Here is a 26,233-nt window from a genome sequence, read left to right as displayed (position 1 = left end):
GGCTTGTAAACAGGCCTGATAGAATGATGGTAACATATTGAAATTTTGGGTGGTTGTCTCAACCACTCTATTTCTTTTGGGTTCATTTGGCTAGAGTCTTTATCTTGATTACCTTTGAACCCCTTTGTCACCCCTTGAGCGTGGAACGATATGAGGGCGCAAGCATTGCGCCCCTACAGGGGTCTTTCCACGTTTCAGTTGAAAACACTATATAATTGAAATGTTAGAATCAAATCACTCTCTTTAGGCTTTGCTATGGGTGCGATTGAAACCACTGGTATCCTCAACACCCAAGGGCAAATTCAACTTGATCATCCTATTCCCCAAGAAAAAGATAGATTTGTGCGCGTCATTCTTTTGATGTCGGAGGATGAACTGAACGAAAAAAACTGGCTAGATACCGTTTCCCATAACCCTAGCTTTGCTTTTCTGCATGATCCCGAAGAAGATATTTATACCCTAAACGATGGACAACCGGTAAGCAATGAAGGGTAAAATCGTTTTAATTCAATTTCCCTTCGACGATTTATCTTCCAGTAAAGTTCGCCCTGCTTATTGCCTAACCAATCAAATTGGAGGCTATCAACACATTATCTTTGCCCTAATTACCAGTCGTATTCCAAAAAATACCCTTCATACAGATATTATTCTGAGACCAGAAAATCCAGATTTTATGATGAGTGGTCTTCGCAAATCGTCAGCCATCAGACTTGATCATTTAGTAAAAATTCGCTCCTCACTGGTTCAGCGTGAACTAGGCTCATTATCATTAAAAACCCAAACCTTAATTATAGATATTTTGTCCGATATTCTACGTTCCTAAAAAAATACGCTCACTGATTCCTTATTGCGGCAAGAGGAGGGATTGAATCATCGTCAAGCTTTTGAGCAGCCCAGAATTACAGAGTCAGCCTTTTGAAATTAGCTGATAGAATTAAAGAGAAAACGAAGCAAACAGCAACTTATGCTAAAAACCAGGCAACAGTTTTTGATGCCTTCAACCAGTCATCTTCGCTCATCAAACCATAAACAAGCAAAATTATCTGTATATTTAATCACTCAATCAGAAGCTTTTACCTTTGAAATAGCAGTTTTTAAATAGGAAACTACCTCATTAATTGCTACTTCTGACGCTTTTTTACTGGCTCTTTCGACTAATTCCACCTTACCCGATTTGAGAGATTTACCCGTGACAATGCGATAGGGAATCCCAATTAAATCCGCATCTTTGAACTTAACTCCTGCACGTTCATCCCGGTCATCTAAAAGGGTTTCAATGCCGGCTTGATTTAACTCATTGTATAAACTTTCGGCGGTTTTTACCTGCTCGGCATCGGCTAAATTAGGAATAACCACAATCGCTTGATAGGGGGCAATAGCTACGGGCCAAATAATACCATCTTTATCGTAGGATTGTTCTACGGCTGCCTGGGCTAAACGCGATACTCCTATGCCATAACACCCCATACAAATGGGGGTAGATTCTCCCGCTTCATTAGTATAAAAAGCATTCATAGCTTGAGAATATTTATAGCCCAATTGGAAGATATGACCGACTTCAATTCCTCTAGCACTTTGCAAGGTTTGATTAGGATCGTGAATAGCTCGATCGCCTACCCGGGCTTTGCGTAGATCGACGATTAATTCCGGTAAGATAAAATCTTTACCCCAATTCGCCCCCACTAAATGAAACCCCGTTTCATTAGCACCAGTGATAAAGTTTTCTAAGTCTGTCACGGTGGTATCTGCTATGCGTAAAAATTGAGGGGCGATATCGCTGGCTTTTTTGAGCAAATTATCTTCTAAGTCGGGAGCGATATAACCCAAAGGTAAGGGTTTAGTTGCCCATTTCTGTTGAGCGGCAGCATCGGGTATTTTTAAAGCCAAAATTGTTTTAGCATTGTAACGGCCCGCCTGTCTAACTAATTCATTTTGTAGTTTAACTTCGTTAACCTCTTGATCGCCGCGAATATGCAGTAAAACTAAAACAGTTATGCCGCTATCATAAACCACTTCGTAGAGAACATTTTTGACGATAGCAGTGGCAGAACAATCGAGAAATTTAGCTAAACTTTCGATCGTGTTGGTGTTAGGAGTTTCTTTTTTAGCCAACTTTTTAAAGGGAGAAGCCACTTTATCTGCTGGCAAAGAAACGGCTTTTTCCACATTAGCCGCATACTTTTCATCGGCAGTAAATAAAACCTCATCTTCTCCGGCATCAGCTAAGACCATAAATTCTTGGGATGCGGAACCGCCAATCGCTCCAGAATCTGCTTCTACTGCCCGAAAAGCTAACCCACAACGGCGGAAAATATTGCGGTAAGCTATATCCATCGCTTGATAGGTTTTCTTTAAACATTCCTCGTCGAGATTGAAAGAATAGGCATCTTTCATAATAAATTCCCGTCCTCGCATTAAACCAAAACGAGGGCGAATTTCATCGCGAAATTTAGTTTGAATCTGATATAAATTAACTGGTAATTGTCGATAGGAACGAATTAAATCACGAGCGACGGCAGTAATTACTTCTTCGTGAGTCGGTCCTAATCCTAACTCCCGCTTTTGCCTGTCCGTCAGGGCAAACATAATCCCTTCTGCTTTCGTGTAGGTGTCCCAACGGCCCGATTCTTGCCAGAGTTCCGCCGGTTGCAGTTGGGGAAGTAAACATTCTTGGGCGCCGGCTTTATTCATTTCTTCCCGGACTATCTGGGAGACTTTCTGTAAAACCCGCCACATCAGGGGTAAATAGGCGTAAATGCCGCTGCCAATGCGACGAATGTAACCGGCACGGACCAAGCATTTATGACTGGGGATTTCCGCCTCGGCCGGATCTTCCCGGAGGGTGACAAAAAGCTGTTGAGAGAGTCGCATCCTATCGATATCCTTTTGAACAGAAGACTTTCTATTATCTCATCAAAGGAGAGCGACTGCAATTATCAATTACTTGTGTTGACAAACAATAACAGCGATCAGTTTACCGATTCTCAGGTATTTCCCCTCACAACTTGAGACTGGTTGGAGAAGCATTGAACCCTAGTTCCAATTGCCTAACTCCCTTGTTCTCTACTCTAGGAAATATGAGCGTTCAGGTTGATCGCTGTTATCGTCGTTATCGAGACAGAATGTAACTTTAACAGGGTTTACTCCTTTGTGAACTTGACCTTTATAACCTTGCCAGTCGATCTGTCAGGGAAGCTTTTTTCTTTAGCTTCAATTATTAATATAACATCGGATCGGGGCTAGAAGTCTTTTTCTTAATTAAAGTTTACATTACTGGGATCAAGGAAAAGCCTAGATGTTTTGACGCTTAACCAGTGGATAATTAGGTTATAGTTCTGGCTGCAGGGAAATTAATTTTGCACGACTACTTGTAAGCTAAAACGCATCTTAGATGCGTTTTAGCTTATTAAGCCAACCCTACTTAAGCAATCAAACCAGGGAGGAGATTAAGGCAAAAATTAACAGGGCTACGGTGGCGGGAATGTTCAACGGAACGATCGAGCGGCTGTTAATAGCCTTGAACTCAATCAACCTCCACCACCACAACCACCACCACCACAACCACCACAACCACCACAACCGCCACTGCCGCCGCCATCACTGCCGCCACTGCCGCCACCACTGCCGCTACTAGCAGCGGCTATGGGAGTCAGCATTTGATACAAGTCTGCTAAAGCCATATCCGCCATCAGAACTGTTGCTCCAAACAACGCAACCGCAAGTACAAGTTCAGAATCGCTGCTATTGGCTGTTTTTAAATGTTGTAAGCGATTTGTTAAATCATTAAAAATGATCTCTCCATAACGGCTGCGCTGACGCTGTGGTTTGACAAAAAACCTTGCTCCCAAAACTAGAAGCCCAAATATACAGATGAGAAGTAAACCAACGGGCTTATCGCGAGAAATTCCCACCGCCATTTTGCACAAGCCTATTCCTAGAAGAATAACCACAATCAATGATGGATAAATTTGCGCTTTCAATGCTTGGGCATCGCTCAGAAACAAACCAAGCTGTTCTAGGCGGGAACGAATGCTATCTTTCATTCCTGTAGACTTCCGGAAAACCTGTTCAATTGCCCCATCAGTGGCCAAAATATCTTGGGCGACCGCCTTTTCTACAGGATCGGCAATAGCATCGATCTTTCCTGTCACCACCAGTTTGCCTTGTGTTTTTCTAAAAGCAAATGGTGATTTTTCTTTTAATACCTCCACATAGCCTTGTTTTACCAAACTGGCGATTGCGGCCATAATCAGGCGATGATTGCCCCCCGCCAAGAAAGCTATCTCGTAAGTATTTAAATCAGGTTGCTGATTTATATTACCGCTAACTAGGCACAGGGAAAAACGTAGCCAGGCTGCCAAAGCGATTCCCATTACTCCTAGGGAAATATAGAAGGTTAAAAATTCCGGACCTGTAAAATTCATTGGGTTAGGAATTTGGGAGATTATCTGACAGCTAGTTATCATCAGTGAGAGGAAGACTAAAAAGGTAAAGATGCCTATTTTTCGCAGTTGTGGTTTCAAGAAGATTGTCAAATTAGGTTTTGACAAAACCCAGCTTTGTTGACTGTTGATCCGGATAAAATGCAAATCTCGCCCGAATCGGTCTTTGGGTTTAGGCCAAATATCTATTGGAGGAATATGTCCAAAAAACTGTTCGTAACTTTCTAGCGTCTTGCTATACCAACTGCCAAATTTTAATTGCTCGGATGAACCCCCACGAGTCGGCTCGTGATGTAATGTGGTTTGCAAAATTTTGGGACAGAACTCTTGCCAGTACAATCGCGTATAGGTCAGATGTAAATGCCAAACTTGATCGATTTGGTCGGATGGCGTGACCGGATGTCCTGCTGCAACGGCTAGAAATATAAACTTTTTGTATTCCTCGATCGCTCTCTGAGTATAGCCTAAGGACCAGCCGTTATCTTTTGCTAATCGTTGGCTGAAAGATAATTGACTATCTGGCCGATCCAAGGCAAATGCCTGAATTCTTTTATATAGCTCTGTCTGTTGAAAGTTCATCGTTCCTAATGGGCTATCCATAAACCCGGCCTCCCGAGAAAAACTGTTTCTAGTCGTTTATTTAGGCCGAAGAGGCTTAACTATGCGTTAAGTTTAAATTTCTTTACCGAAAAATTGGGTTTAAAGCCTCGCCCTTTGAGGGCGACTTTATAGGATGTATGATATTAAGAATAGCGGGCAGGGTAAGCAACCGCTTAAAAAACCCAGTCATCGCCGGATGAACGCACCGTTCGGCAAAAGCTCACGGCCGAAGCCTTGAAAACTAGAGTTATGGGGTTCTATAGGGGAATGCTCCTATAGGTAAAAATTCTCAGCACCAAGTACCAAAGAAACCAATGATTTTAGAGGTTTTGAACTGTATCGTAGGGCATACGAAAACAGGCTTCTGTAAGGTCGCGAAAGTCTGGGGAGAGAACCACCTCTGGGTTGGATTTCGCCAGGAATCTAATTCAAGTGGACTCGTTGAGCCAGAAATTCTCAGCAGTGATGCTAGAAGAATCCACGTCGTAAACGGCGTGGGGTATGTCAAAAAAAGCTGGATGCCAACTATCCCTCTTTCATCCCAAAGATAGAGCAAATATTCTCAACAATCAAACTCAGTCATCTGGGCAATAAGTCTCGGAAACCGAAAAGAAAGTTGAGGAAAGTGACAGAACCGGTTAGGTGAAGATAAAATACCAGTGGTCGCTTTAATATCACCTGAATAGTCGGTTTTTTGTGTCTTTCCCGAGACTATCGGCTGCTACCACTGGTTTGCTGTTGTTTGTTGTTGTAATCCGAGGAAATATAGTTCTTGCGTTCCCAAGCGCCTGAACTGCATTTGTCTCTATAGTAAAAATTGTAACAGACAATACCCATTTTGTGTAAAAAAAAGTAAACAATTTGGTAAAAAATTATTTTTTGCGGTAATCCTCAACCCTCTGAGGACAGCCCCAGATTACCGTTTCCTGTTTGTAAACCACCATACCGGGCTTGGCGCCCTTGGGTTTATAGACGTATTTGGGACGGGTATAGACGACGGGAACCTGTTCACTATGGCGAGCGCGGCTATAATAAGCGGCGTAATCGGCGGCAAATTGCAGATCGGCGGCTTCTGGAACTGTACCGGGGGTTAAACGGAGTAAAACGTGACTACCAGCGATTTCTTGACTATGAAACCAGATATCGTAATCGCTGGCACTACGAAAAGTTAGCCGATCATTTTGACGGTTATTTCTGCCAATCCATAATTCTACTCCAGAGGGAGTAGTAAAGCGCATGGGTTCGGATTCTTTGTTATTCGTCCGATTACGCCGGTAATTGCTTTCTAGATACTTTTGTTGGATTAATTCTTCTTGTATCTCGTCTAGGGCCTCTAAATCTTCGCTGCTGCTATAATTCTCTAGTTGACTTAAACTCGATCGCACTTGTTCGAGATAATTAATTTCACTGACCACTTCCTCTAATAAAGGTTCCACCGCTAACCGGGCCCTTTTTAATTTCTGATGTTGTTTATAAAAATATTGGGCATTCTGCACGGGATTTCTTTCGGGATCGAGAGGAATAATTACAGGTTTTCCTGTCTGGAAATCCGCCAAACTAATGCTAGTCATTCCCTGCTGTATTTGCTGCAGATTTGCCATTAATAAATCCCCTTGCTCTTTATAGCGATCGGCATGAGCAGATTCTGCTAGTCTTGTTTGAAATCCTGCGGCTTTGGTTTGCAGTTTAGTCAGTAAAGAGATGACTTTTTGGCTTAATTTTTGCTGTAGTTGTCGAAAGCTTTCTTGATTAATTTGGTCGCTATAATAACGGTTTAATAATTCTTGAACATTTTTAGCCGCTGCCAGTATCTCCCCACCGATAACTGTATAACCTTCTCTTGTCCATCCGGGTTGAAAGGTTTTATTTTCGAGCATTTTTAACCATTCTTGCCAAGCTGAAAAGAGCTTTTCCCAATCGTTATTATCTAACTGATCCGTGTTTAATTTCGGGTTAATCTTGGCTTTTTGCAACAGCGATCGAGCGATAACTGGACTAACTCCACGATAGGTACTAACTAACTGTTTTTCGATAGTTTTAGGGATTAAACTAACCCTAGCTTGCCAACTGCTCAAGGATTCTTCTAAACTGGGATCTGTGGCCAATAAAACGGGGGGTAGTTGATAGATTTGTCCAGTTTGTACAGTGCGAACACTAGACTGGGTAGCATTGACTTGATGGGCAACGGTGACAATTTGATTGTCAGCCGCAGTTAAAATGACATTGCTATATTTGCCGATAATTTCTATATACAAATGCCACAGCGCCGGATCATCGGGACGTTGGGCAAATTGTAGATCGATGACTCTTTCCCACGGGGCAACAAATGCTAATTTTGTTAGCGCAAAACCATTGAGTTGATGACGCAATTGATCGCTGAAAGTGAAGGTATCTGGGACTTTTGGCGGTGGATCACCAATATGCAGCCGCGCTCCTTGGGGATGCCAAGAAATAATTAACCATCCCTTGCGATCGAAGGTTCGTAAATAGAGGGCGATCGTTTGGCGATCAATTTGATACACTTGTTCTAGTCTCGCCGGCAGCCAAGGGGCGGCAATTTCGGCACAAGTGGCGCTGAGGGTGGTAAAGTCTACGGATTGCATTTTCAGTTATCAGTTAAGTAGCTGGTTATAATTAAATTAAAAATAGATTTTAGGTTTGATCCCCCCTGCCCCCCTTGATAAGGGGGGTGCCGATAGGCGGGGGGATCTACCCTTGATAAGGGGGGTGCCGATAGGCGGGGGGATCTACCCTTGATAAGGGGGGTGCCGATAGGCGGGGGGATCTGAAAGTTTTTAATACCTACCTACTTATCAGTTATCAGATTTGAGTTTTAAGTGGACAGTTGCCGTTTTCTCTTCACTGATTGCTGATTACTGTTCACTGAAAAGCCACCTAACCTCGATCACCTTTTTACTTTTTACTTTTATAAAAGGGTTTTTTAACGACGGTAGCGGGGTAGGTGCTGCCGCGGATTTCCACTTCGATCGCCTGTCCGATCGAGGCGAAAGGTGTGGGAAGATAGGCTAAAGCGATCGCTGTGTTTAAAGTTGGTGATAAAGTGCCACTGGTGACTTTACCCACCGCTTCCCCGGCGAATACTACCGGATAATCGTGACGGGCGATATGTTTGCCGGACATCTGCAATCCCACCAAGCGCCGATTCACACCATTAAGTTTTTGGTCTTCGAGGACATCACGACCGATAAAATCGCCTTTTTCTGGCAGATGAACCAACCAATTTAAGCCAGCCTCTAGGGGACTCGTGCTATCGTCGATATCCTGTCCATAAAGGGCTAAAGCTGCCTCTAAACGCAGGGTATCCCGCGCCCCTAAACCGCAGGGAGTCACCCCTAAATTTAAGAATTCCGTCCAAAGTTGCTGTCCGATTTCAGGAGGGGCCATAATTTCAAAGCCATCTTCTCCTGTGTAACCGGTCCTAGCGATAAAAACTTTTTCCCCGAAAAGCTGGCTTTCCCAGTGATTAAATAGGCCAAAATCGCTTAATTTTTCCCCGATCAAGGGCTGTAAAATTGTCGCCGCCTTGGGTCCTTGCAGGGCGATTAAGACCCTTTCTCGGGATAAATCCTTTAATTTTACCCCCGATCCCTCTAAATTGCCTAAAATCCATTCTCGATCTTTATCGGTGGTTGAGGCATTAACAATTAATACGCCTTGGTTTTCGCTTTGGTAGTAAAAGATAATATCATCGATTATGCCACCGTCCGGGTTAAGTAAAACGCTATATTGCGCCTTTCCTGCCCTTAAACGGGCTAAATTAGAGGGAACTAGGGTTTGGAGAGATTGAACCAGATTATCGCCAGTTAAGATAAATTTGCCCATGTGGGAAATGTCAAACATCCCCACACCATTGCGGACAGCATTATGTTCGATTTTTAGGCCGCTAAACTGTATCGGCATCTCCCAACCCGCAAAAGGGGTAAATTTGCTGGTTTGTTGGGCAATTAGGTCGTATAAAGGGGTACGAATAGCGGGGGAAGTTGCTTCTTGATTGGCCACGGTGTTCTCGATCGAATGGTTTTCTGCCTAGAGTAGCATAGCAGTTATCAGTTATCAGTGACCAGTTATCAGTTATCAGTTATCAGTTATCAGGCAACACCAGGACAGGTGAAAACCATCTCTCGTTTTCGCGGTTAATAAGGATCTTCGTTACTCTTTATGTTTTTCTTGTCAAAAATAATGATAAGATTGGATGTATTCTATTCCCGCTTATGTCTAACTCTTATTAATTTTTCTTGGAGAGAGGGAAAAATGGGGAGATTGGTTATTTTCTTATTTAACCACTATACCTTTAAACCCTTATCTTGACTAAAGTAGGATAGTAACGCTATTGTAAAAAACAGGATAGAGTTATGTCGCTAACAATAAAGAGGATAATTTTTTTTACTATTTTGGGTGGGTTCGCATTAGCTTGGATAAACCATAGTTATTTTCCGACTCAAAAGGAAACATATTCCCCCTCATCTTCAGAAACTCAAAAGGAAACATATTCCCCCTCATCTTCAGAATGGGATGAATATCAACAAGCGGATGATCCAGCGACAAAGCTTGTAAAAAATTGTGCATCTGAGGCGGGTATTCCAGAAAATGATCCAAAACACGCAATCACTCCCTACGAAATGCAAATACTGACAGATTGTATAGATCGGAACCGATAGCTTATATCACTCTAAATATCAGACTGATAACGGTTAGAAAAAATGTGGTCGCTACCTGTATTTTAGGCTATTATTTAATTGAAATAAAATCTATTTTCCCCAATGACAGCCATAAATCTACCCCCAAAGCTGTCTAATGAATCAGAAAAAGATTATCAAATTTTTCTTAGTTATTGCCTTTTGGGTGGCGATCGCTAAATCAGCAAGCTTGCCAAGAAATCAGTGGGAAAAGCCGGAGGATCTGAAAAAAGGCTATATGAGTTATCTTCTCAATTCCAATGGTGCGATCAAGTGAAAAACTATGATGCTGCCATTGCCGAGTTTACTGGGGAAGTTTTAGCCGAACAAGTTGGCAAGGATGTAGTTAGTTCAGGGCAAGCGAGGTGAAATTAAATATAAGATGATCCCTACTTAATCATTAAATTTGTCATATTTTTACTTGACAATAACTTGCCACTCTCTTAACCTTTCTCGCACTCTGTCAATGGGAATTGCGAAACCGCAGCCCAATCTAACGGCATTTTCTAGGGGTTTAGGAGTGGAGGGATTATCACAAAATAAACTCGCTTGAGAAATCACTCCCACCACTTGATTTTTATCGTTTAAAACTGGACTTCCCGACTGTCCAGAAACGACAAACATGGACAAACTTAAGGATTTTTCGTTATTATCATTAACAGTGCCTTTGCTGACAGTCCAATCTTTTTGATTAAAAGGATTACCGATCGAGATTACCGGTTGATTAGGGGCAATTGGGAGGGGTGCTAAAGCTAAAGGTTTTAAATCTGGGGGAGGATTTTTTACCTCTAATACTGCTAAATCGAGCCAGTCATTAGGGGGGGTAGTGTGGAGAATTTTAGCTTTTGAACGCTTGCGAAGTTTTCCCTGGGGGGGTTGGCTATAATACTCGACAAAAATGCGCGCCTCTGCATCGATTTCTTGACGGGAATTCGTCACCACATGGCGGTTAGTCACGATCCAAGCTGTGTCTTGATCTCGTTTTAATAACCAACCAGTGCCGATGCCATTTTTATTTTGGCCGCGAATGATAATTTTAACAATTGAGCGTTTTAAATTTACCAGAGGATCACTCTTAACACTGGGAATTATCTCTGGCATTTTTAATAATTCGGGATTGTCATGAATTAATCGCCCCCGTTGGATTTCCTGTAAAATAAATCTAGCTTCTGATAAATTGGGATCAATTTCTACGGCCTGCCGACACCAATTGAGACCCTGATCGATCTGACCGCTATTGATATAGGTATAACAGAGATTTTCGTAAATCTTGGCATTTTTGGGGCTAATTTGCCGCGCCTGTTGAAAAACTGCCATCGCTGCCCCTAGTTTGCCCTGTTCCGCTAAAGCTTTGCCTAAATAATTATAAATATCCCCATCTTTAGGGGCGTAAATTAAAGCCTGTCGATATATTTGCTCTGCTTGCTGCCATTTTCCCTGTTTTCCTAGGGCTTCTCCTAATTTTTTGTAGATTTCACCCTGATTAGGTATCAATTCTAGAGCTTGCTGATAGGCATAACTGGCCTCTGGCCAGAGTTGCTGTTCACTGTAGGCCTTTCCCAGATAAAAATAGGCTTTTCCCTGACTAGGATCGAGAAAAACCGCTGCTTGCAGAGCTTTCGCCGCCTCATCCCAACGTTGTAAACTATAGAGAGCTTTTCCTAGCTGAAATTGCCCTTTAAAAGTTGGTTTAATGATAATTGCTTTTTGGTAAGCATCGATCGCCTCTGACCATTTTTCCTCTTGGGCGAAGATATCTCCCAAAGCGACTAAATGATTACTTAGGGAGGGTTCCGTCGATGGTTTATCATTAACGATAAAACCACGATTATATGCTTCTAAGGCTTCAGAATAGCGTTTTTGACTTTGCAAGACCTGAGCGATTTTTATATGGGCTGGGACCAAATTTTCGTGGAAAGATAAAACGGTTCGGTAAGCAGACAGAGCCGATTCCTTTTCCCCCGCGGCCAAAAGTCGATCGCCTTGCCAGAGATAAGCCAAGGCAATAAGATAAAAAATAGCAAAGGGAGCGGCGGCGATGAAGGCAATAATTAAAAATATTTGCAGGGGTTTGCTAGAATAGCGGCGACCGATTTTAAGCTCTTTTCTTTTCATTTCTTGGTTAGGATAGACAACAGGCCAGAGGTGGTTCGATAGGTGTAATTAATTTTGTCTATGTACTTATAGGGGATGAGGGCAATAGTTAAAGTCGTGGCTGTTGGCCAGACAATTATCGATCAAAATGAGCAAGATGCCGGTTAAAGCCAGAAAATTGCTATTTTAATATATGTCCTAGCCAATTCTTATTTTATTTTTATATCCGAAGACTGACAACTGAACAAAGGCAATTGTGTCTATTATTTTAAAGGAAACTGCTAGACTTAAAACTATCGCGGAACATAACTCTAGTGCCGATTTTCCCCTTCACCTTGCACTAATTCCCTTTTCTTGAGACAGTGCTGAATGTTGCCAAGTTCTCGTCGTCTTCTTTTGTCTATCAACCTCTCCACTCTTGGCAAGAAAGCGATGAACCGGTTTAGTCTTAAAATAGTCCCCGATAGCTGACTGTCGATCGGGAACCGAGAAAATATGATCTAATGGAGTTGCTCACCATGTCTAACGAAACCGTTACCTATTCCCTAGAAGCTGTTTTGACTAGGATTGAGGGGAAAATTAACAATCTCCAAAAAGATGTTAACCAAAAATTTGACAAAATCGACGAACGGTTAAATAAGCTAGAGGTAAGACAGGCAAAGTTAACCGAAAAGGTTGAGGGCATCGATAATCGCCTAAAATCAGTGGAAGGAACCCAAAAAAATCAGGTTTGGACATTAATTATTCTTTGAGCAAGTGCGATCGCTACAGAGGGTTAGCCCTCATACCGACCATAGCCGTTGCTTTCTTCGCAACCTTCTCCAAGATTTGATCTAATCTCAGACAGAAGTAAGCCCGATCCAATTACCCACTCTCTATATGGGAGAATAGCCTGTGTGAAAAACCTAGGTAATTGTTATGGTTGCACATATACAAAATAGGCAGTTTAACGGGTTGTCTAGTCAAGAAGCTAGTGATCGCTTGAAACAGCACGGCTACAACGAACTCCCTTCAACCCAGCATCGTACTTTTTTAACCATCGCCCTAGACATTATCCAAGAGCCGATTTTCTTGCTCCTGATTGCCTGTGGTGTCATCTACCTCTTTTTGGGTGATGCTCAAGAAGCTCTGATTTTGTTGGGGTTTGTCTTTTTTATTATTGGCATCAATCTTTACCAGGAGCAAAAAACGGAACGTTCTCTAGAAGCACTGCGGGACTTATCCAGTCCGCGGGCCTTGGTGATTCGAGATGGGGAACGGCAGCGAATTGCCGGCCGAGAAGTGGTACAGGGGGATCTGATCGTGGTGGAGGAGGGCGATCGCGTTCCTGCGGATGCGATTTTGCTGTGGTCCACTCACTTGACGATTGATGAATCGCTGTTAACCGGAGAGTCAGTTCCGGTCAGGAAACGCACCATCCACAGGGAAGAAGACCCGAAGCACCTTTCAGCCACCTTGAGACCGGGTGGAGACGACTTGCCCACCGTCTATTCCGGTACTCTTGCGGTGCAAGGGCAGGGCATTGCCCAGGTGCAAGCAACGGGTATCGGCACTGAAATGGGAAAAATTGGCAAAGCTCTGCAAACGGTTGAACCGGAAGACACGGTCTTACAAAAAGAAACCCGTCGCATTGTCGGTAAATTGACGATGATCGCGCTGGCCATTTGTGCGGCGGTGGTCGTGATTTATGGATTAACCCGGGCCGATTGGTTGCATGGCTTTTTGGCAGGATTAGCCCTGGCGATGGCAATTTTGCCCAATGAAATTCCGGTGGTGCTGGCCATCTTTCTGGCTCTGGGAGCGTGGCGATTCTCGCAAAAACAGGTATTAACTCGTCGCATTCCAGTGGTTGAAACCCTGGGTTCTGCGACGGTTCTTTGTGTCGATAAGACTGGAACCCTGACGTTGAACCAAATGGCCGTCAAACAGTTGTGGGTTTACAGCGGCCCCGGTGCTTATCTGTACGATGTGACGCTCCACGAGCGCGAACCCTTGCCAGAAGTCCTTCATCCCCTGATCGAGTTTGGTATTCTAGCGAGTCGCAAAGATCCCTTTGACCCGATGGAAAAAGCTTTGCAGCAAATTGGTTGGAATTACCTAGCCAAGACCGAACACCTGCACACCGATTGGCAACTACTGCACGAATATCCCCTGTCCACCGATCTCTTGGCCATGTCCTGTGTCTGGGAATCCCTGACGGGGGAGCTTACCGTTGCGGCAAAAGGGGCCCCCGAAGCGATCGCCGATCTCTGCCATTTCAGCCCGATTCAACAACAGGAGCTTGTCGAACAGATCCAGGCAATGGCCGGAGAGGGTTTGCGAGTTCTGGGAGTTGCCCAAGGACGCAAAATGGGAACATTACCCAAAACTCACGCTTTTGAGTCATCTGGGCCTCTAGCCTACTTAGAATCTGACGATCGCTTACCTGTTCAACAACACGACTTTGAGTTTGAATTTGTCGGACTGATCGGCCTGGAAGACCCGGTGCGTCCTACTGTGGCACCTGCGATCGCTGAATGCTATGGTGCGGGAATTCGCGTTGTGATGATTACGGGTGATTATCCGGTAACAGCCCAGAACATTGCCCGTCAGATTGGACTCAGGCCTTTAGACAAGGTGATCACCGGTAGGGAACTGGAGCAAATGGGTGAGTCGGAACTGCGCGATCGCATTCAAAGCACCAACATCTTTGCCCGTGTCGTCCCCGAACAAAAACTATTGATTGTCAATGCACTGAAACGCTCCGGGGAAATTGTGGCCATGACTGGTGATGGTGTCAACGATGCCCCGGCTCTCAAGTCTGCTCATATCGGCATTGCCATGGGTGAACGGGGGACCGATGTAGCGCGAGAGTCTGCCGATTTGGTCCTGTTGAAAGATGATTTTTCGTCCATCGTCGAATCGGTCAAACTGGGCAGACGTATCTTTGACAACCTGAAGAAGGGGATGGCCTATACCTTGGCCGTTCACGTTCCGATCGCGGGTATGTCGTTGATTCCAGTCATCTTTGGCTGGCCTTTGGTGCTACTCCCCATCCACATTGCCTTTCTGCACTTAATTATCGATCCGGCCTGCACGGTTGTGTTTGAAGCTGAACCGGCAGAAAGCGATATTATGCGCCGCCCACCCCGTAATCCCAAAGAACCCTTGTTCAGTCGTCGGACGTTGCGATTGGCTTTGCTTCAAGGGATCAGCGTTTTAGTGGTACTGGTTATTGTATTTGCGATCGCCTATAACAACGGCAATAGTGAATTTGATGCCCGTGCCTTAGCGTTTACGACATTGATTATCTCCAACCTGGCTATGATCCTAACCAATCGTTCCTGGTCCCGAACGATTCCAGAAATGCTCCAAGCTCCTAATCAGGCTTTGTGGTGGGTGATCGGCGGTGGACTACTCTTTTTGGGATTAGTTCTCTATGTTCCCCTGCTACGACACCTGTTCGGCTTTTCATTTCTACATACTGATGATTTGCTGGTTAGCTTAGTTTCTGGAGTTGTCAGTATTTTCTGGTTTGAAGGACTAAAACTGTGGAACCGTCGGAACATGAACATCTAAAAAATAAGCATGAATGGATGATCAGAACTTTTACCGAAAATGTTTGTATAAAAGGCATCATAGATTCCACGATCGGTTAACAAATCGTTGCAGCAGTGCGCTATGTAGTTGCTTGAATGAGAGGTTATCTACCGCTCCTAAACTCAATCGTTGGCAAGTATTTTTTTCAGGTAAGTAGCTGGTTATAATTAAATTGAAGATAGATTTTGTCTTTGATCCCCCCTGCCCCCCCTTGATAAGGGGGGTGCCGATAGGCGGGGGAATCTGACAGTTTTTAATACCTAACTACTTAATCCCTTTCAGGTAATCCCTAGAATTAATAGTAGCAACCTCACCCCCCCTTATCCTGATCGGTTAGCCAAAAATTGTCACCTTTCCGATTTAACCCTCTGCTAACCAGCGCACGGCATCCTTAGCGTGGTAGGTTAAGATAATATCGGCACCCGCCCGTTTAAAGCTGGTTAAAGTCTCTAAAGTCACCCGTTTTTCGTCAATCCAGCCATTTAACGCCGCCGCTTTAATCATTGAATATTCCCCCGACACATTGTAGGCAGCCACGGGTAAATTAGTCATTTCCTTGATTCTCCAGATAATATCCAGGTAAGATAGAGCAGGTTTAACCATTAACATATCTGCTCCCTCTAATACATCTAATTCCACCTCTTTTAAGGCTTCCCTGGCATTACCCGGATCCATTTGGTAGGTTCTGCGATCGCCGAATTGGGGGGTAGAATCGGCGGCATCCCGAAACGGCCCATAATAGGCAGAGGCATATTTAGCCGTATAGGAAAGAATCGGTGTATCACTATAACCCGCCTCATCCAATCCTTGACGAATTGCCTGCACAAAACCATCCATCATTCCCGATGGTGCAATGATATCCACTCCCGCTTTTACCTGGGAAACGGCGGTTTTTTGCAATAATTCCAGAGTGGGATCGTTTAATACCCTGCCGGTTAAATCTCCCGTTTGCAGATAACCACAATGACCATGGTTGGTATATTCACACAAACAAGTATCGGCGACAATGAGTAAATCAGGAACTGCCTCTTTAATTGCTGTGGCCGCTTTTTGCACAATACCATGATCGTGCCATGCTCCCGTCGCCTCTGTGTCTTTACTTTCCGGCAGCCCGAATAAAATAATCGCTGGAATTCCTAAATCCCGCACTTCCTTGGCTTCGTCAACAATTTTATCGATTGATAATTGGTACACCCCCGGCATCGATTTGACTTCCTGGGCAATACCTTCCCCCGCCGTGGCGAAAAGGGGATAGATAAAGTCATTGGCTGTCAAGACGGTTTCACTCACCAGACGGCGCATTTGAGGGGTTTGACGCAGACGACGGGGGCGATGAATAGGAAACATAGTTTTTTGTGATTAAATCGGGAATCTGGTCTCGATTCTTTAGTTTAAATCTTTGGTTAGGATGAACACAAATCGATTCAGCCGGCTGCTGGCTGCCGGCAGCTAGCCGCAATATTTAGTTATTTTGAGCTTAATCACACTATTTAGGTCAAAAATGACCTAATGAGGCTTTATCGTCGTTTTGAGGGCGAAAAACCAGCAATTTGACTAAAATTTAATCTTTATAGCCATCAATTTTGCTGTTGCCACCACCTCATCTCTTTACAAAACTTTACCTCATCAGTTAACAGTTATCAGATGTGAGTTTTCAGTTCACTGATGGCTCTCTTGGATAGAGGCGCAAGCGTTCACTGATTACTGTTTACTGTTCACTGTTCACTGACTTGAAAGAGGGTGTAGGGTGTGGGGTGTGGGGTGTAGGGAAGGAAACCTCTTTCATCTGTGGGGGTGAAAATTTTTTCATCGGGACTGACTCCCAAAACCCATTTCCATTTGCGAGAAGGATCGTTTATTCTGGGAAGTAAGAGCGATCGATTCAGGATTTTTGCTATGGCCAACTTAGGTGATTTAGTCAAAAAAGCAGTTTATTTGGGCGTAGGCATTGCCGCTTATGCCGCCGAAAAAGCTGAAGTAAATTTACAAGAATTAAGAAATCAAGCCCAAAAAATAGCCGATGAGATGATTTCTCGCGGCGAAATAAACGCGGAAGAAGCGCGCAAATACGTTGATGAGTTGGTGAAACAGGCACAACAGCAAATGGTGGCAGGTAATGAATCTAATATTCCCCATGAACCCCGGCGGATAGAAATTATTGAAGATGAGGAGGACACCAAAGCAGCCGATCCAAAAGTAGATGAATTGCGGCAAAAGGTGGAACGTCTTCAGGAAGAATTACGGAAACTGCAACAGGATTAAAACCTAGATTTTAGCGGCAAATAATTAATTATTACCAGACAAGGGACGCAAGTATAAACATGGACGATTGGCAGAAGGATTTTTGGGAAGTGATCGAAACTGTGGCGCTGGGAGTTGAAACTTTTTTCCAAGAAGTGACCCAAACTATCGAAGAAATTAATGAGGAAATTATCATCGATCTGGAACAGTTTATTCAAGAGGTTTTGCCCCAGGAATTAGAAGAATTTTTTAACTCCGATGAATCCCTATTTTCGGAATTAGATGAACCTTCGGATTTTATCCTCACTCCCAAGGTTAACCCCGATCCTAACACCCATCCTGCTTGTATCGGTTGCCGTAATTATCACGGCTATATCTACGGAGACAATCTTCTCGTCTGCGGTTTCCATCCCTACGGTTGGAATGGTGATAGTTGTCCCGATTGGCAAGCAGAGGATTAATTATTTTTCCAGAAAATAAGGCAGGGTTCTTATCCCTACCTTATTTTATTTCAAAGCAATTATCCGTCATTTTTAGTTAAGAATTACCCTTGGGAGCATGGTAGGGTTCAGCATCAAAAGGCTGCATCCCCACATCGGGATACTCATCATTGTTGGGGCTAAAAATGCGAGCAAAAGCCTCTGTTAGGTACTGGACAAGATTGTGTAACGTATCCTTGATATTCATTGCTTTTCTCTCCGACTCTCGACAACAATCTCCGTTCAACTTGGGAAAGGTTGATCCACCCCTCCACTCCCATTATCTGGCCAGAATCTCATCAATTGTTGACTTTTGAGATAATTCTTGAATAATCTTCATAAGACTTTATATTTTTTCTTGTTTATTTAAACTTTTATAATAATTCTTGTATTTTTGTCAAGGAACGATTATTCAATTAAATCGCTGAACAAATATTTGATTGTTGTCCAGAAAGGTTTGTATCTTTGTTGATCATCTAAGCATAAATATCCATTGACAAAAAATTTTAATTCGTCATTATCTATCTCCTCATCCAAAAAAGGATCGATGGCTGCCTTACGAAGTGCCTTGAGTTTATTGAGGTTTAATCCCAACTTTTCGATAGTATTAATTGCTTTTTGATCATCTTCTTGTGCGGGTTTAATTGTACCATCATAGTTAAAGGCAAAGTGAGACTCACAATCGGGATTAAGTGGAGAGATTAAGAGATTTTCATCAAACCAGTTATTTTTTAGATTACCACAGTACCGAGGTTCACTAGGCGTAAGATTTGCCTGACAGGAACATAGCAAATTGGCATAATCTAAGGGATCAACAGTGGGATCACTCTGAGGTTTAAAATGTTCTATATGGCATTTACCATCAATCAATCGATTTTCACAATAACAACATATTTCCCCCTGTTCTGTCATCAAAGCTTTAATTAGTATTTCTTTTGGTTTTCCTGCTAAATTTTTAAAGTCGGGCTGCCAATCTGAGTTAGCTTGCTCTTTCCAATTCTTAAACTCTGGTGGTTCTTGTCTTTTCCTAATATACTTCATTTTCCGATAATTTCCTTGCGTCGAATAATAACTTCAGCTTTAATTAATTCTGGATCATCTTGAATTTTAGCTCTGAGATCATTGATTTTATTTTTAGCTGCCTCTAATTGATTTTGAGAGATTTGTTCATAGATATCTTTCAAAGCTTCAGCGATTTCCTTGGGACGAGTTGTCTCTAATCCCATCAAATCTTCCAAAATTCGATCAACATTTTTGCCGTAGGACTCTTGCACGGGATGAAATTTTATTCCCATTTCTGTTTGTTCCATGAAGTGTAAACTTTCTGGCTGAACATGAGTGATAATATTAGGAGAATGGGTGGAAATAAAAAATTGACAGTTAGGAAAAACTTCTAGTAATTTAGGTACTACAAATCTTTGCCATTGAGGATGTAAATGTAAATCAATTTCGTCAATGATAATAACGCCATTACCCGTTAAGGGATCAGGATTTTGAGGATTAGCAATCGCCATTCTTCGAGCTAAATCTCCCAGCATAGCAATCAGACATTTTTCTCCATCAGAAAGTTGATTAACAGTAACTATTTTATTCTTTTTTGTTACTTCCATTCTCAAGGGATTACGACGGACGCTAAGATTACTAAAATCGGGTAGAAAACGTTCGATCGTTTCCCGAACTGCTTCCAATTGGGGATCAGGAAAACAAAAACCTTCTGGTTTAATTAGATAATCCTGATATTTTCTATTTTCATTTTCTAAATCTTCGCGCTCGCGAAACCATTCAAAAAAAGTGCGAAAATCTGATCCACTGGTTAAAGCATTTTCGTAGGCACTTAGAGATTCAAATTGATGTTTTGTTTTAATTTTTAAGGGTATATCCAGCACTGCTCGATTAACAGAATAATAAACAAATAAAGGTAAGTTAATTTGTCCTTGATGTTCAGTAATTTGTCGTTGTATTTGTTGAGTGTATTCATTTAATTGGCTAAAATTATTCCGTTCTCCAGCGTGGATATATCCAGTCCTAGTTTTTACTATTTTCCAAGTAATCTCTTGACTATCTTCCGTCACCCCCGTGATTTCAATTATAGCCGTCCCCTGACCATTATTAATCTCGGTTTCGCTCATCTGTCGTCCACTGGCATTAGTATTTTTTAGGCGATTAACTAACCATGAAAGCATAATCGCCAAACTATCTAAAATGGTGGATTTTCCCGCACCATTAACTCCTATGAATACGTTGAGTTGCCGATGAAAGTCGATGTTTAAACTGACTGCACCTCGATAATTAATAAGCTTTATAGACTTAATTTTCATGGTTTTTGTATCGGCAAGATTTGCTTATATTTGAGATAATTGTTAGAGAATGACTCTCGAATAATTGCCAGTAAAACTTAGATAGGGTTAAGAGACAGTAGGACAAGGAATAGAAAAGAATATTGAGCAAGGAAATAATATCTAATTTTGGCACAGAACCGGATAGTCATAATGATTATTTATCATTTACCCTCGACCAACTCAAAAAAAACCCCGGCTGACTTTCCCGATCGCTGCCCTCTGTGAGACAATCGATCGAGTGTTATCCTAAACTCCGCCAATTTTCATGTCCGACGACGCTACTATTCGCACTGCTGTACAACGTCTCTACAATACCTATCCTTTCCCCCCCGAACCGCTCCTAGACGAACCTCCTCCGGGTTACAATTGGCGCTGGAATTGGATTGCTGCCTATAACTTTTGTTGTCATCGTAAACCCGAACGAGAGGATATCCGCATTCTCGATGCAGGTTGTGGTACTGGTGCGGGAACCGAATATCTGCTCGCTCTCAACCCTTTCGCTCATGTAGTCGCGATAGATATCAGTGAAAAAGCTCTAGAAATTGCCAAAGAACGCTGTAATCGTTCGGGAGTTGCGACAAAGCACCGAGGTTCTCTCGATTTTCACCATTTACCCCTTGAATCAGCCACTAATCTCCCGGGAGAATTTGATTTAATTAACTGCGTCGGGGTGCTGCACCATCTCCCGGACCCGATTAAAGGGATTCAATCCCTCGCACAAAAACTGGCCCCCGGTGGTCTGCTGCATATTTTCGTCTATGCTCAATTGGGCCGCTGGGAAATCCAGTTAATGCAATCTGCGATCGCACTTTTGCAGGGAGACCGACGCGGGGATTATAAAGATGGGGTCGCTGTCGGCCGAGAGATTTTTGCCTCTCTACCGGAAAATAATCGCATTTTGAAACGGGAAAAAGAGCGTTGGTCAATGGAAAATCATCGCGATGAGTCCTTCGCTGATATGTACGTTCACCCCCGGGAAGTGGACTATAATATCGATACCCTCTTTCAACTGATTGATGCGTCAGGATTAGCCTTTATTGGCTTTTCTAACCCTTCCTACTGGCAATTAGAGCGTTTATTGGGTAAATCCCCCGAATTGATGGCTAGAGCGCAAAATTTAGGGGAAAGGGAACGTTATCGCTTGACGGAATTATTAGACCCGGAAATCACCCACTATGAATTTTTCCTCGCTAAACCACCGATTTTTACTGCCGATTGGTCCGGGGATCAAGTCCTAGAGAATGCAGTGGCCGAAGTTCATCCCTGTCTTTACGGCTGGCCTAGTGCAAGTGTTCTAGATTACGATTATCGGCCGGTTAATCTCTCGGAAAGAGAATTTGCTTTTTTACAAGCTTGTGATGGTCGTTTAAGCGTGGGAGAAATCGACGCTCAAGTTGCTTTAGGATTAACCGGTGTGCGTTCTTTACAACAGCGCCAACTACTGATTTTAAGTTAGGGAAAATTTGGGGATGTTAGAGATAGCGTCCCTTGGCAATGGGTAACTTGTGAACTAACTTTGCTAAATCTCACAAAAACTTCTTTTTTCTTAACAATTATCCCCCTCCTGTTCCCATAGTTTCAGCCCCAGAACTAACTGGGGCTGAATTATAATAGTTAAGAAAGTGGACAAAGCTGCTAAATTTCTGATTAGTCCGATTTTTCCCCAGATCGGCAAACGGGAGAGTTTAATCATTATCCCAAGATTCCGAGGCGATTAAGTCACCAATTTGATCCCTGAGAAGGTAGTCACACCGTTCTAGTTCACATTCAACACAAACCCACTCCCGGGGGGGAATGAACTGACAGAGAGTGTAGATCGGTTGGTGTCTGCTCACTACCCCCTGTTCTACCATCTGACGGACTTCGTCCTTAATCATCCTGATAGAGTAAGCGGTGGGAGCGGTGGAGAAAGTTATGGCACTCATGGGAGATTTCCTGCAAGATCTACAAAAGAAGTCTTATCACTAACTATAGTCTAACCTATAGAGGGACAAAAGAGATTTTTTGCTGTATCGACGATTACAATTTTTTATATATAGCGAAACCCTCTCCCCTTACCAGTTTAGGCTTAGGTTAAGAAAAGTTAAATTGATCGGCTAAAAGCTGTCGAGTCCCCTTATGCCAAATCAGTTATCAGTGATCAGTTATCAGTGATCAGTTAAGCTGTTGACTATCTAATATTACTGGTTAGGACTGCACCGCAGTGCCGGAGTTGGCAGCAGGGAGAGGAAGTTCGAGCATTTGTACTGAAGTTTCCCCTACGCATTTTAAAATCAGTACAGCTTATCAGTGATCAGATTTGAGTTTTCAGTTCACTGTTCACTGTTTACTGTTTACTGGACGGCTACGCCGTGCCTTTGGCAACACTGAAAAAAGCTTCCAGCTTAAACTAATAAATGGGGAATAAAAATAAAAGCCGCTACGAGTAAAGCTGCGATCGAGGCGATTAAAACGGCACCAGCGGCACAATCTTTCGCTATTTTGGCTAAATCATGGTAGGATTGCCCCACCGTCAAGTCCACCACTGATTCTAGAGCAGTGTTAATTAATTCTAAGACCATCACCAGGGCGCAGGTAAGGGTGACAATCGCCATTTCCAGGACATTAACTCGCAAAAATAAGCCCCAACTAATCGCTACTAGGGTAATCAGGGTGTGAATGCGAAAATTTCTCTGACTGACAAAAGCATAACGGACTCCTGCCCAAGCGTAGCGAAAACTGACTAACAGATTCGAGGCGACTTGCCAAGCGTATTCTCTTTGAGTCGAATTGTTGCCCTCATCCACCCGTCCCGATCGAGGGATAAAATTATTATTGAGATAGGGATTAGATATGCTGGCAGATTGGTTGGCTTGATGATAATTTGTCTTCATATTCCTCAATAATGCTTGACAAAAATAACTAACTATGTATCGGCAATTTTGACGGTCTCTAATAAAGTTTCCTGTAAAGATAGCATTTCTAACAGACTTGTTTCATCGGGATGGTCCCAACCTAAAAGATGTAAACAAGCGTGGGCAGTTAACCAGGCCAATTCTCGCGCCAAAGGATGATTTTGTGTTAAAGCCTGTTGTTGTGCTGTCTCGACAGAAATGATAATATCCCCCAAATATAAAGGTTCTGTCTCTAAAATGCGCTCATCGACTGGTAAATCCACTTCGAGAGTGGCAAAAGCGAGAACATCCGTCGGTTGATCTTTGTGGCGATATTGGCAATTATAGGTCTGAATTTCTCGATCGTCTGTTAAGCGCAAACTTATTTCATAACCGGCGGCAACGGGGAGATAATCCGATAGATAGCCTAACCATGTCTCCAACCAATAGTGCCAAGTTTCCCCATCCACAGGACTATTTCCGGGAGCAAAATAATTATCCTGTAGGCATAAATCCACCACTAGGGGCAAAGTCTCACTCACCAGATTTCATCCTAGGGACGCGTCAGATAAGAAACACCGACAAAAAAGGCCAGTAAGGCTGCCGTAGTCAAAAAAAAGTGTTTTAAAGAGATGCCTTTTTTCTTGACCATATTCCGCATCGCCAGCTTGACGTAACTGGGTTGCGCTTCGGTGGCGGTTTCTACTGCGGGGTCGGTGGCACTAACAGGTTCAGTCATCAGTAATTCCCCAGACAAAGATTGATTCGCTATAAGTGTAACAGATTATTAAAAAAGTGTAAAAAAAATTTAAGTACGGGGAAAAATTGTTCCCCTTTCGGGATAGTCAAAACCGCTCAAACTGTTTAACCCAGAGGTTTCTAACCAGTTGCGCCTTTAAACAGTACCCTGAATTTTGATACAAATGCTCTCCTCTCCCCCACACCCCACACCCCACACCCCAGCAGTCTAACCATGTCTTCCCAATATCCCGAAAGCATCCAGACTATTTTTCAAAAAATTTGGGGCTATGATAGCTTTCGCTTTCCCCAACAGGAGATTATCGAGACAATTCTAGCGGCAAAAGATGCTCTGATTGTCATGCCCACGGGATTCGGTAAATCTATCTGTTTTCAATTGCCCGCTTTATTAAAAACCGGCTTAACCCTAGTGATTTCTCCCCTGGTTGCCCTAATGGAAAATCAGGTGGAGGAATTATTAGCCAGAAAACTACCCGTCGCCCTGATTCATCACGAAATCCCCCGACAACAGAGAAAGAAAACTTTAGATGCGATCGCAGATCAAACCCTGCGACTTCTCTATCTTTCGCCGGAAACCCTCTTAAGTCCGCCCCTCTGGTCAAAATTAACCCTTCCCCACGTTAAAATTAACGCTCTCATCCTCGACGAGGCCCATTGTTTAACCCAGTGGGGCGATAATTTTCGTCCTGCCTACCGTCGTCTTGGGGCTGTCCGTCCCGCTCTTCTACAATCGAAACCGGCCGGCAGCCAAATAGCGATCGCTGCTTTTACCGCCACCGCTAACCCCGCTACCCGTGAGACTCTCACCCGCGTCTTACAACTAGAAAAACCGCAGCTTTTCTTAATAAATCCTTACCGTCAAAACCTTGACTTAAGCACCAAAATATGTATTAGCCCCGGTTGTCGTCGTCATCAACTATTAAACTTCCTCACCAGTCAACCTCGACAATCCGGCCTGATCTATACTCGTTCCCGTCGCCATAGTGAAAATTTAGCGACATGGTTGCAATCTCTCCATTATCGCACCAGTGCCTATCATGCCGGTTTATCCCCCTTTCAGCGTCGGGAAATAGAACAAAATTGGCTGCGGGGGGATTTAACTTTTGTTGTCTGTACCTCAGCTTTTGGCATGGGTATCAACAAACCCGATGTGCGTTGGGTTGTCCACTACCAACCCCCAGCTTTACTATCGGAATACCTACAGGAAATCGGCCGCGGTGGTCGCGATGGGGGTAAAATGCAGGCTCTCACCTTAATTAGTGAACCGACGGGATGGTTAGATAATAGCGATAAAAACCAGCAAAAATTCTTTAACTCCCAACAGGAACGCCAATACCGACAAGCTTGGCAAATTTTAGCCCAAATTCCCCTAGAGGGCAAAGTGGAGGCGATTAGTGCCGAATTTCCCGATGGTGCGCTTATTCTCTCCCTTTTACACAGTCTCGATCGCCTAGAATGGCTCGATCCTTTTCATTATCGGCTTATTTATCGCCATAATTCAGCTAAGATGACTTTTAAACCCAGAAATGAGATATTTCCCTACCTCTATACCCGTCGCTGTCGTTGGCACTTTCTCTTAAATGCCTTTGGTTTTCAGGAAAATGCCGATAATTTTCGCTGTGGTCATTGTGATAATTGTCGTCGCAATCGACCTCTGACAAGCTAGGAAGCGCCAGAGCAGGGAGAGCAGAGCTTTTGTACTAAATTTTCCTGTCTTTTTTCTCCTCCTGTCTCGGATTCTCCTCAGCTAAGGTCAGGTTTTTGATTTTTGCAGGAGATCTATAGCGGTTTTCCCAGAAGTTAGTCCCGATTGAATCTATCAAGGGATTTACCATACCTTACCCGAAATAATAGTGAAATTTTGTAACAAAGTGCAGCCAGATATAAGAATCTTTGCTAGATTCCTAGAAGGCTTCTGTGAAAAGTCTCCTTAAAGGAGGCTGTTTGCAGTAAGCTAATCTGGCTAACAGGCTTTTGGGCGTGATATAGGGAAAAGTTCTGGCGATTGCGCCTAAATGGAGCGATATACCGGAAGTTGACCCATATCGTTACCCCAGAGAGTTTTATACAGAAAGTTGACCTATAATATGTGGTTAGGCGGCATGAAAGCACTATCACTCGTCCTACTCC

21 protein-coding genes and 1 pseudogene are annotated in these 26,233 nt (G+C 43.3%); 9 read left to right on the top strand and 13 right to left on the bottom strand.

Going from position 1 to position 26,233, the window contains the following annotated elements; translation table 11 throughout:
- Positions 1–255 precede the first annotated feature (255 nt).
- Positions 256–495, top strand: a complete 240-nt coding sequence (locus tag O9334_RS17180) for a hypothetical protein (RefSeq protein ID WP_045356070.1) — start codon at positions 256–258, stop codon at positions 493–495.
- Entirely contained in the window at positions 485–823 is a 339-nt protein-coding gene (locus O9334_RS17175) for a type II toxin-antitoxin system PemK/MazF family toxin (protein WP_045356071.1), read from the top strand. The genes O9334_RS17180 and O9334_RS17175 overlap by 11 nt, the downstream gene beginning before the upstream one ends.
- Before the next feature lie 236 nt (positions 824–1,059).
- Here O9334_RS17175 and O9334_RS17170 read toward each other — a convergent pair whose 3' ends face one another.
- The 4 genes from O9334_RS17170 to gcvT form a co-directional block, all read right to left on the bottom strand.
- Entirely contained in the window at positions 1,060–2,871 is a 1,812-nt protein-coding gene (locus O9334_RS17170) for a proline--tRNA ligase (RefSeq protein ID WP_045356072.1), read from the bottom strand.
- Between the two features lie 656 nt (positions 2,872–3,527).
- A complete protein-coding gene (locus O9334_RS17165) occupies positions 3,528–5,042 on the bottom strand; it encodes a TIGR04222 domain-containing membrane protein (RefSeq protein WP_288001405.1) in 1,515 nt (504 codons plus the stop codon).
- Between the two features lie 872 nt (positions 5,043–5,914).
- Positions 5,915–7,645 carry an Rqc2 family fibronectin-binding protein gene (locus tag O9334_RS17160; RefSeq protein ID WP_288001402.1) on the bottom strand — a complete coding sequence of 577 codons (1,731 nt, stop codon included), beginning with the start codon at positions 7,643–7,645 and terminating at the stop codon, positions 5,915–5,917.
- Positions 7,646–7,955: 310 nt separating this feature from the next.
- Positions 7,956–9,062, bottom strand: a complete 1,107-nt coding sequence (gcvT, locus tag O9334_RS17155) for a glycine cleavage system aminomethyltransferase GcvT (RefSeq protein ID WP_288001399.1) — start codon at positions 9,060–9,062, stop codon at positions 7,956–7,958.
- A 795-nt stretch (positions 9,063–9,857) separates the two neighbouring features.
- Here gcvT and O9334_RS17150 point away from each other — a divergent pair.
- The gene (locus tag O9334_RS17150) at positions 9,858–10,016 is read left to right on the top strand and encodes a hypothetical protein (protein WP_155117891.1); all 159 of its coding nucleotides are present in this window, start codon (positions 9,858–9,860) and stop codon (positions 10,014–10,016) included.
- A 140-nt stretch (positions 10,017–10,156) separates the two neighbouring features.
- Here O9334_RS17150 and O9334_RS17145 read toward each other — a convergent pair whose 3' ends face one another.
- Positions 10,157–11,854, bottom strand: coding sequence for a serine protease (locus O9334_RS17145; protein WP_288001395.1), 1,698 nt, complete (start codon positions 11,852–11,854; stop codon positions 10,157–10,159).
- A gap of 497 nt (positions 11,855–12,351) precedes the next feature.
- Here O9334_RS17145 and O9334_RS17140 point away from each other — a divergent pair.
- Both O9334_RS17140 and O9334_RS17135 read left to right on the top strand, forming a co-directional pair.
- Positions 12,352–12,665, top strand: a pseudogene (locus tag O9334_RS17140) (DUF4164 domain-containing protein).
- A gap of 86 nt (positions 12,666–12,751) precedes the next feature.
- Positions 12,752–15,391: a cation-translocating P-type ATPase gene (locus O9334_RS17135; protein WP_288001392.1), complete on the top strand. Its 2,640-nt coding sequence runs from the start codon at positions 12,752–12,754 to the stop codon at positions 15,389–15,391.
- Between the two features lie 381 nt (positions 15,392–15,772).
- Here the strand turns inward: O9334_RS17135 and hemB are convergent, their stop codons facing one another.
- Entirely contained in the window at positions 15,773–16,759 is a 987-nt protein-coding gene (gene hemB / locus O9334_RS17130) for a porphobilinogen synthase (RefSeq protein ID WP_045356086.1), read from the bottom strand.
- 549 nt (positions 16,760–17,308) lie between these two features.
- Here hemB and O9334_RS17125 point away from each other — a divergent pair.
- Both O9334_RS17125 and O9334_RS17120 read left to right on the top strand, forming a co-directional pair.
- On the top strand, positions 17,309–17,674 hold the full coding sequence (locus tag O9334_RS17125) for a phasin family protein (RefSeq protein ID WP_045356090.1): 366 nt from the start codon (positions 17,309–17,311) through the stop codon (positions 17,672–17,674).
- A gap of 59 nt (positions 17,675–17,733) precedes the next feature.
- Positions 17,734–18,114: a hypothetical protein gene (locus O9334_RS17120; protein WP_045356091.1), complete on the top strand. Its 381-nt coding sequence runs from the start codon at positions 17,734–17,736 to the stop codon at positions 18,112–18,114.
- Positions 18,115–18,190: 76 nt separating this feature from the next.
- Here O9334_RS17120 and O9334_RS17115 read toward each other — a convergent pair whose 3' ends face one another.
- The 3 genes from O9334_RS17115 to O9334_RS17105 form a co-directional block, all read right to left on the bottom strand.
- Positions 18,191–18,340, bottom strand: coding sequence for a hypothetical protein (locus tag O9334_RS17115; RefSeq protein WP_045356093.1), 150 nt, complete (start codon positions 18,338–18,340; stop codon positions 18,191–18,193).
- A 200-nt stretch (positions 18,341–18,540) separates the two neighbouring features.
- Positions 18,541–19,173: a retron system putative HNH endonuclease gene (locus O9334_RS17110; RefSeq protein WP_288001387.1), complete on the bottom strand. Its 633-nt coding sequence runs from the start codon at positions 19,171–19,173 to the stop codon at positions 18,541–18,543.
- Positions 19,170–20,450, bottom strand: a complete 1,281-nt coding sequence (locus O9334_RS17105; protein ID WP_288001385.1) for an AAA family ATPase — start codon at positions 20,448–20,450, stop codon at positions 19,170–19,172. The genes O9334_RS17110 and O9334_RS17105 overlap by 4 nt, the downstream gene beginning before the upstream one ends.
- A 286-nt stretch (positions 20,451–20,736) precedes the next feature.
- On the opposite strand from O9334_RS17105, the gene O9334_RS17100 reads away from it, so the two are divergent.
- Positions 20,737–21,927 carry a class I SAM-dependent methyltransferase gene (locus tag O9334_RS17100; RefSeq protein WP_288001382.1) on the top strand — a complete coding sequence of 397 codons (1,191 nt, stop codon included), beginning with the start codon at positions 20,737–20,739 and terminating at the stop codon, positions 21,925–21,927.
- Positions 21,928–22,156: 229 nt separating this feature from the next.
- Here O9334_RS17100 and O9334_RS17095 read toward each other — a convergent pair whose 3' ends face one another.
- From O9334_RS17095 to O9334_RS17080, 4 genes are all read right to left on the bottom strand, one after another.
- On the bottom strand, positions 22,157–22,396 hold the full coding sequence (locus tag O9334_RS17095; RefSeq protein WP_002738935.1) for a DUF4327 family protein: 240 nt from the start codon (positions 22,394–22,396) through the stop codon (positions 22,157–22,159).
- Between the two features lie 459 nt (positions 22,397–22,855).
- Positions 22,856–23,344, bottom strand: coding sequence for a diacylglycerol kinase family protein (locus O9334_RS17090; RefSeq protein ID WP_045356098.1), 489 nt, complete (start codon positions 23,342–23,344; stop codon positions 22,856–22,858).
- Between the two features lie 32 nt (positions 23,345–23,376).
- Entirely contained in the window at positions 23,377–23,886 is a 510-nt protein-coding gene (ybeY, locus tag O9334_RS17085) for an rRNA maturation RNase YbeY (RefSeq protein WP_152606940.1), read from the bottom strand.
- An 11-nt stretch (positions 23,887–23,897) separates the two neighbouring features.
- On the bottom strand, positions 23,898–24,083 hold the full coding sequence (locus tag O9334_RS17080; RefSeq protein ID WP_045356100.1) for a DUF3285 domain-containing protein: 186 nt from the start codon (positions 24,081–24,083) through the stop codon (positions 23,898–23,900).
- Between the two features lie 234 nt (positions 24,084–24,317).
- On the opposite strand from O9334_RS17080, the gene O9334_RS17075 reads away from it, so the two are divergent.
- Positions 24,318–25,769: a RecQ family ATP-dependent DNA helicase gene (locus tag O9334_RS17075; protein WP_288001379.1), complete on the top strand. Its 1,452-nt coding sequence runs from the start codon at positions 24,318–24,320 to the stop codon at positions 25,767–25,769.
- The last annotated feature ends 464 nt before the right edge of the window (positions 25,770–26,233 follow it).

Source organism: Microcystis sp. LE19-8.1F, from assembly GCF_027531715.1.
In the GTDB taxonomy this organism is placed as follows: domain Bacteria; phylum Cyanobacteriota; class Cyanobacteriia; order Cyanobacteriales; family Microcystaceae; genus Microcystis; species Microcystis wesenbergii_A.
This window is presented reverse-complemented; position numbering and strand designations above follow the sequence as displayed.

Bases quoted from the DNA above. Each gene is read 5' to 3' on its own strand.
- O9334_RS17145 (WP_288001395.1), bottom strand. From the start codon at position 11,854: ATGAAAAGAAAAGAGCTTAAAATCGGTCGCCGCTATTCTAGCAAACCC.
- hemB (WP_045356086.1), bottom strand. From the start codon at position 16,759: ATGTTTCCTATTCATCGCCCCCGTCGTCTGCGTCAAACCCCTCAAATG.
- O9334_RS17175 (WP_045356071.1), top strand. From the start codon at position 485: ATGAAGGGTAAAATCGTTTTAATTCAATTTCCCTTCGACGATTTATCT.
- O9334_RS17170 (WP_045356072.1), bottom strand. From the start codon at position 2,871: ATGCGACTCTCTCAACAGCTTTTTGTCACCCTCCGGGAAGATCCGGCC.
- O9334_RS17105 (WP_288001385.1), bottom strand. From the start codon at position 20,450: ATGAAAATTAAGTCTATAAAGCTTATTAATTATCGAGGTGCAGTCAGT.
- O9334_RS17075 (WP_288001379.1), top strand. From the start codon at position 24,318: ATGTCTTCCCAATATCCCGAAAGCATCCAGACTATTTTTCAAAAAATT.
- O9334_RS17150 (WP_155117891.1), top strand. From the start codon at position 9,858: ATGAATCAGAAAAAGATTATCAAATTTTTCTTAGTTATTGCCTTTTGG.
- O9334_RS17080 (WP_045356100.1), bottom strand. From the start codon at position 24,083: ATGACTGAACCTGTTAGTGCCACCGACCCCGCAGTAGAAACCGCCACC.
- O9334_RS17095 (WP_002738935.1), bottom strand. From the start codon at position 22,396: ATGAGTGCCATAACTTTCTCCACCGCTCCCACCGCTTACTCTATCAGG.
- O9334_RS17115 (WP_045356093.1), bottom strand. From the start codon at position 18,340: ATGAATATCAAGGATACGTTACACAATCTTGTCCAGTACCTAACAGAG.
- O9334_RS17090 (WP_045356098.1), bottom strand. From the start codon at position 23,344: ATGAAGACAAATTATCATCAAGCCAACCAATCTGCCAGCATATCTAAT.
- O9334_RS17100 (WP_288001382.1), top strand. From the start codon at position 20,737: ATGTCCGACGACGCTACTATTCGCACTGCTGTACAACGTCTCTACAAT.
- O9334_RS17110 (WP_288001387.1), bottom strand. From the start codon at position 19,173: ATGAAGTATATTAGGAAAAGACAAGAACCACCAGAGTTTAAGAATTGG.
- O9334_RS17180 (WP_045356070.1), top strand. From the start codon at position 256: ATGGGTGCGATTGAAACCACTGGTATCCTCAACACCCAAGGGCAAATT.
- O9334_RS17160 (WP_288001402.1), bottom strand. From the start codon at position 7,645: ATGCAATCCGTAGACTTTACCACCCTCAGCGCCACTTGTGCCGAAATT.
- O9334_RS17135 (WP_288001392.1), top strand. From the start codon at position 12,752: ATGGTTGCACATATACAAAATAGGCAGTTTAACGGGTTGTCTAGTCAA.
- O9334_RS17125 (WP_045356090.1), top strand. From the start codon at position 17,309: ATGGCCAACTTAGGTGATTTAGTCAAAAAAGCAGTTTATTTGGGCGTA.
- O9334_RS17165 (WP_288001405.1), bottom strand. From the start codon at position 5,042: ATGGATAGCCCATTAGGAACGATGAACTTTCAACAGACAGAGCTATAT.
- O9334_RS17120 (WP_045356091.1), top strand. From the start codon at position 17,734: ATGGACGATTGGCAGAAGGATTTTTGGGAAGTGATCGAAACTGTGGCG.